Below are 4,070 nucleotides of genomic sequence, written 5' to 3' on the forward strand. Positions count from 1 at the left end.
TGTATCAAATAAATTCCAATAACCTTGATGAATGTGTTAAGCAATTTATATGTAAAGTTTATCAAAAGCATATATAGATATACTGCGATTTAGTAAAATTAAAGTTTAAACGAGCGTACAAGACTATTTGTATTCAGGCACTGTAGTTACTAATATTCCTGATAATTATTTTGGGTTTGGTGTTGGTGGTGCGTTAGCGGCAAGAGGATATGCAGATTTAGTTGACCACAATGATGTAATTAAAGGATATTTAAATGAAGGAGCCATGATACAATACTGGGGTAATCCTAATAATGTAACTTGGGAAAAACTTAAGAAAGCTATTAAAAACAAAATTAATAAAATTGAAGATAATAATTGGGACGGTGGGCATTCGGTTATATTTAAATCATATTCTTTCGATGCTAACGGAAATATAGAAGGATTAAATATCTACGATTATTCAGGTATTAACAGAAATTTTAAAATTAATGAAAAAATTTATAAAGGTGCTAACTTACGAGATACCAAAAAGTAAAATTATTTTTGTTCTTTTTATTTTACTTTTTTCTTGTAAAAATGAAAAAATTAAACCTATAGAAAAAGAAATTAAAACATCAGTTAAAATTATTGATTGTAATGTCACAAAAGAAATAACGGATAAAGAATTACTAAACAATACTATTGCAAAAAGTTTCAAATCTAAAAAAGATTCAATAAAACTTTATTCAATTTTTGAAAATGGTAAATTAAAACATGGTTTTGGAAAAAGAATAGTCTGTGATTATATTGAAAAAGAGAAATTATCTTCGTCTGTTGTTTATTATGTTGAGGCAAATTATTATAGAGAAATTAACGAACTCCATTTTAAAAGAGGATGTGCAGAAAAATCATTCTATATGTTGAAAGATAATTTGATAAAATGTTCAAATAAAAAAAACATTTCAAATGAATTATATAATGAGTTTTTTGATTTTATGAAAACAGGGCTTGTTTTTCTACTTGATAAAAAAAATGAAACAATTATTATTATTGAGTATAATATTTTTATCAATCCAAAGAACCATAAAGAAATAATGAAATTTATTGAATTAAATAAAAATAATTATGATGGAATTTTAGTATCCGAAGGTTATCCGAAAATTAAAATGATAAAATAAAGCCATGGACACACCAACCAAAAACCGCATAGCAAAACTAAACTCAAAAAAAGAGGTTGATTTTAATGACAAATCAGAGTTAAATAAGTTAGGCGAGTTAATTGATTATTTTAAGTTGATAAAAGCAGAATTCAAAACTTTAGATAATTATTAATTATGAGAAGAAAATTAAAAATTTTTGTCTATGTTACAATTTTTATTGTTGTATTTGTGATAATGTTTGTACCTTTTGTAAACACATCAGACGAATATCACATTTATTGTAGATATAGATTAGCTGTTTATGTTTGTTGGCCAATAGATTCAGAAGGAGAGGGATACAATGAATCTGATTCAGATACATTCATTGGCAATATCATTTTAGAGGAAAAAATTGGAGGCCCTTTAGAATATTTTGGTTTAAAAGAAATAAAAAAAGACTCTATTAATAAGTTAAAATAATAATTTTAATATATAGTTATGGACACACCAACAAAAAACCGCATCGCAAAACTTCATCCATCAGTAAGAAATGAAGTAACAGCCATCATTCAAGAATGTGATAAAGCATTAACAGGCAGAGCAACTATAAGAATCACCCAATGCTTACGAACCTTTGCAGATGCCTAAGAACATTAGACACTTGCGAAACTCAAACTGTTAAAAAATTGGTGGCAAACGATGCTAAATTAGGTATAGGAACTGCTGAAAGCGATACTAAACTTGCCGACAGAGTAACCAAGTTAGAAAGCCGAATGATTGTAAACATAGACATCAACGATGGTATAATATCGCTTACTACCAAAGGTAAAAATCGTAAAGTAGTAGCTCAAATTTCTACAGAAGATTTAAAAAGAGAATTGCAATAAATAGTTAATTTTATAAAGTGTATGAACTGGTTTTCAGTTCATACACTTTTCTAAATATCAGAAGATTATGACAAGCGAAAAATTAGCAGAATTTAGAGCCAAAGGTATGCTCCTCGACCCAAAGTTTGATAGATTGGCAAAGATTGGGGATAAGAGGAAAGAGGAGAAAGAAAAGAAAAGAATAGATCAAGAACTAAAAGGGAATACTCCTCCAAAGAAAACAGTTTGTAATTGCAAAATTCACACAAAGGCAAAAAATTTCAAAGAACTTGTTTCTTTAGTTAAAGATGCTGAAGAGATAATGATACAAAACAAACTGACCGAATTAGGAGATAGAATAAATTGCATTAGAGGAATTTATTATGGAGAAACATGGAGTATGGATTATGCACAAGAGAAAAGTGAAATGAGAAACTTAGGGTTCAGAGTATATACTGGAAACACCAAGGTTGAACACGATGCAAGAAAAATGCTAAAATGTTCAGATAATTGTAAAGGTAAACTTTTTGAGGCATTATATCAATCCCCTGAGATTATTGACAGTACTTCAAAAGTTACTGATTTTGGGCATTTAATGATTGGTTTGGACGCAAGAAGAAGTTATATTGCTAAAAATACCAACTTACCTTATGGAGGAACAGGGCTTGAAAATGCAACTTGGATTGGTGATATTGGAGGAGGAACAGGAATGTTAGCATATAAACGAACAACAGACCCAAATGTAAGAGCAAAAAAATTAGTTTTTGATAGTGACCACGATTATGGTTGCTCGGTAAATATTGAAGGAGATATTGCTGCCTATATTGTTGGTTTAAACTATAAAGATAAAGATGGATGGAAAGATATTTCTAATCCAACAGATGAGTTAGAATATATCTACAAAGGATTAGAAGATTTTTTTGACAGAAGCAAAGGATGGACATTAAGGGTTAATGCCTTCATTACTCAAATTGGAGGAGAATTAGAAAATGGCGTTCTAACAAACAAAGAAGATTTGCTTGATGATATAATTGATTCTGTTGAAGGTTTTGCTCAATTCTACATCTCTTTAAGGGCAAAAGACAAATCATATAATTATCAAAATCTTCTAAAAAGTTTTGGATACATTAAATCTTGTTCTACAGAAGTTTCAGAAATATTTTTAGAAGGTTTATTGTCATTAAGAACTCATCCAAATTCTTCAAAATATGTTGCAACTAAAGATATTAATCCAACGGTGGTTGACAATAGCACAATTGAAGATGGAATAAATAATGCCAAAATAATAATAGAAAAAATTTCAAAATCATTAGATAAACTTTTAAAATAATTATAATATGAAATGGTTTTGGAAAATTAATTATTTTTTAACCTGTTATTTATTCATAATAATAGTTCTATTTATTTTAAATATTCCTTCTGGTGAATATTATAGAAATCATAATTGGATAAAAATTATTGATAAAATATTCACTTTAGATGGTGTTGCTGTTTTTTTTAGCTTTTTTATTGAATGGGTACAAATTCCATTATGTGTTATAATATTAATATTTATGAAAGACCAAAGAACTAGATTACATTTTTTTTATATACTTTTTTTAAGCTTTTTAAGTTTGTTTAAATTCATTTCATGGTTTTTTATTGTTGGAGAAGTAACGTATAAAACAACTTAATTAAAGTTAGTTGAATTAGAATAAAAGCCTGCAGAGAACAGCCATTTCACGAAATTGCGGTGCTTGGGATTTACCCGCTCTCCGAAGTCTCCCGACTTCGTAGCAACCAGCTACGCAAAGTGTTCCATTTAAACAAAATGTTTTACTGAAAAGGCAAATGTCTCCTGACTTTGCAGCGAGGGCTTTTTCCTGAGACCAAAGTGATCTGCTTTAGTATGTTTGACCAAGTAGAAGCCGTTGACCAAATGATGGAAGCTGGAGCGTCGGGGTATTTATTAAAAAATGCTTCTCTAGTAACGCTCCTCGAAGCCATTCGACATGTAGTAAAATTTGGTACTTATTATGATTACAACGTTATTCTTAACCACCATCATACCAAAGAAACGATTATCCTGAGCACAAGAGAAAAAGAAATCTTGCGACTCGTTGCC

Annotated in this window: 7 protein-coding genes and 2 pseudogenes; all 9 read left to right on the forward strand. The window is 29.2% G+C overall.

Going from position 1 to position 4,070, the window contains the following annotated elements:
• Positions 1–127 precede the first annotated feature (127 nt).
• A complete protein-coding gene (locus tag ACK5ON_RS03320; protein ID WP_409819858.1) occupies positions 128–517 on the forward strand; it encodes a hypothetical protein in 390 nt (129 codons plus the stop codon).
• Entirely contained in the window at positions 471–1,139 is a 669-nt protein-coding gene (locus ACK5ON_RS03325; protein ID WP_409819861.1) for a hypothetical protein, read from the forward strand. Before ACK5ON_RS03320 ends, ACK5ON_RS03325 begins: the two co-directional genes overlap by 47 nt.
• A gap of 4 nt (positions 1,140–1,143) precedes the next feature.
• A complete protein-coding gene (locus ACK5ON_RS03330) occupies positions 1,144–1,293 on the forward strand; it encodes a hypothetical protein (RefSeq protein WP_409819864.1) in 150 nt (49 codons plus the stop codon).
• Between the two features lie 2 nt (positions 1,294–1,295).
• A complete protein-coding gene (locus ACK5ON_RS03335; protein ID WP_409819867.1) occupies positions 1,296–1,580 on the forward strand; it encodes a hypothetical protein in 285 nt (94 codons plus the stop codon).
• Positions 1,581–1,598: 18 nt separating this feature from the next.
• A pseudogene (locus tag ACK5ON_RS03340) lies at positions 1,599–1,742 on the forward strand (M15 family peptidase); the annotation flags it as partial.
• 44 nt (positions 1,743–1,786) lie between these two features.
• Entirely contained in the window at positions 1,787–1,987 is a 201-nt protein-coding gene (locus tag ACK5ON_RS03345; RefSeq protein WP_409819870.1) for a hypothetical protein, read from the forward strand.
• A gap of 67 nt (positions 1,988–2,054) precedes the next feature.
• The gene (locus ACK5ON_RS03350; protein ID WP_409819873.1) at positions 2,055–3,296 is read left to right on the forward strand and encodes a hypothetical protein; all 1,242 of its coding nucleotides are present in this window, start codon (positions 2,055–2,057) and stop codon (positions 3,294–3,296) included.
• A gap of 7 nt (positions 3,297–3,303) precedes the next feature.
• Entirely contained in the window at positions 3,304–3,639 is a 336-nt protein-coding gene (locus ACK5ON_RS03355; protein WP_409819876.1) for a hypothetical protein, read from the forward strand.
• A 215-nt stretch (positions 3,640–3,854) separates the two neighbouring features.
• Positions 3,855–4,070: pseudogene (locus tag ACK5ON_RS03360) on the forward strand (DNA-binding response regulator); the annotation flags it as partial.

The sequence above is a fragment of the Flavobacterium sp. genome (assembly GCF_046317795.1).
In the GTDB taxonomy this organism is placed as follows: Bacteria; Bacteroidota; Bacteroidia; order Flavobacteriales; family Flavobacteriaceae; genus Flavobacterium.

Coding starts and splice junctions, on each gene's coding strand:
- ACK5ON_RS03325 (WP_409819861.1), top strand. CDS start 471: ATGAAAAAATTTATAAAGGTGCTAACTTACGAGATACCAAAAAGTAAA.
- ACK5ON_RS03330 (WP_409819864.1), top strand. CDS start 1,144: ATGGACACACCAACCAAAAACCGCATAGCAAAACTAAACTCAAAAAAA.
- ACK5ON_RS03335 (WP_409819867.1), top strand. CDS start 1,296: ATGAGAAGAAAATTAAAAATTTTTGTCTATGTTACAATTTTTATTGTT.
- ACK5ON_RS03350 (WP_409819873.1), top strand. CDS start 2,055: ATGACAAGCGAAAAATTAGCAGAATTTAGAGCCAAAGGTATGCTCCTC.
- ACK5ON_RS03355 (WP_409819876.1), top strand. CDS start 3,304: ATGAAATGGTTTTGGAAAATTAATTATTTTTTAACCTGTTATTTATTC.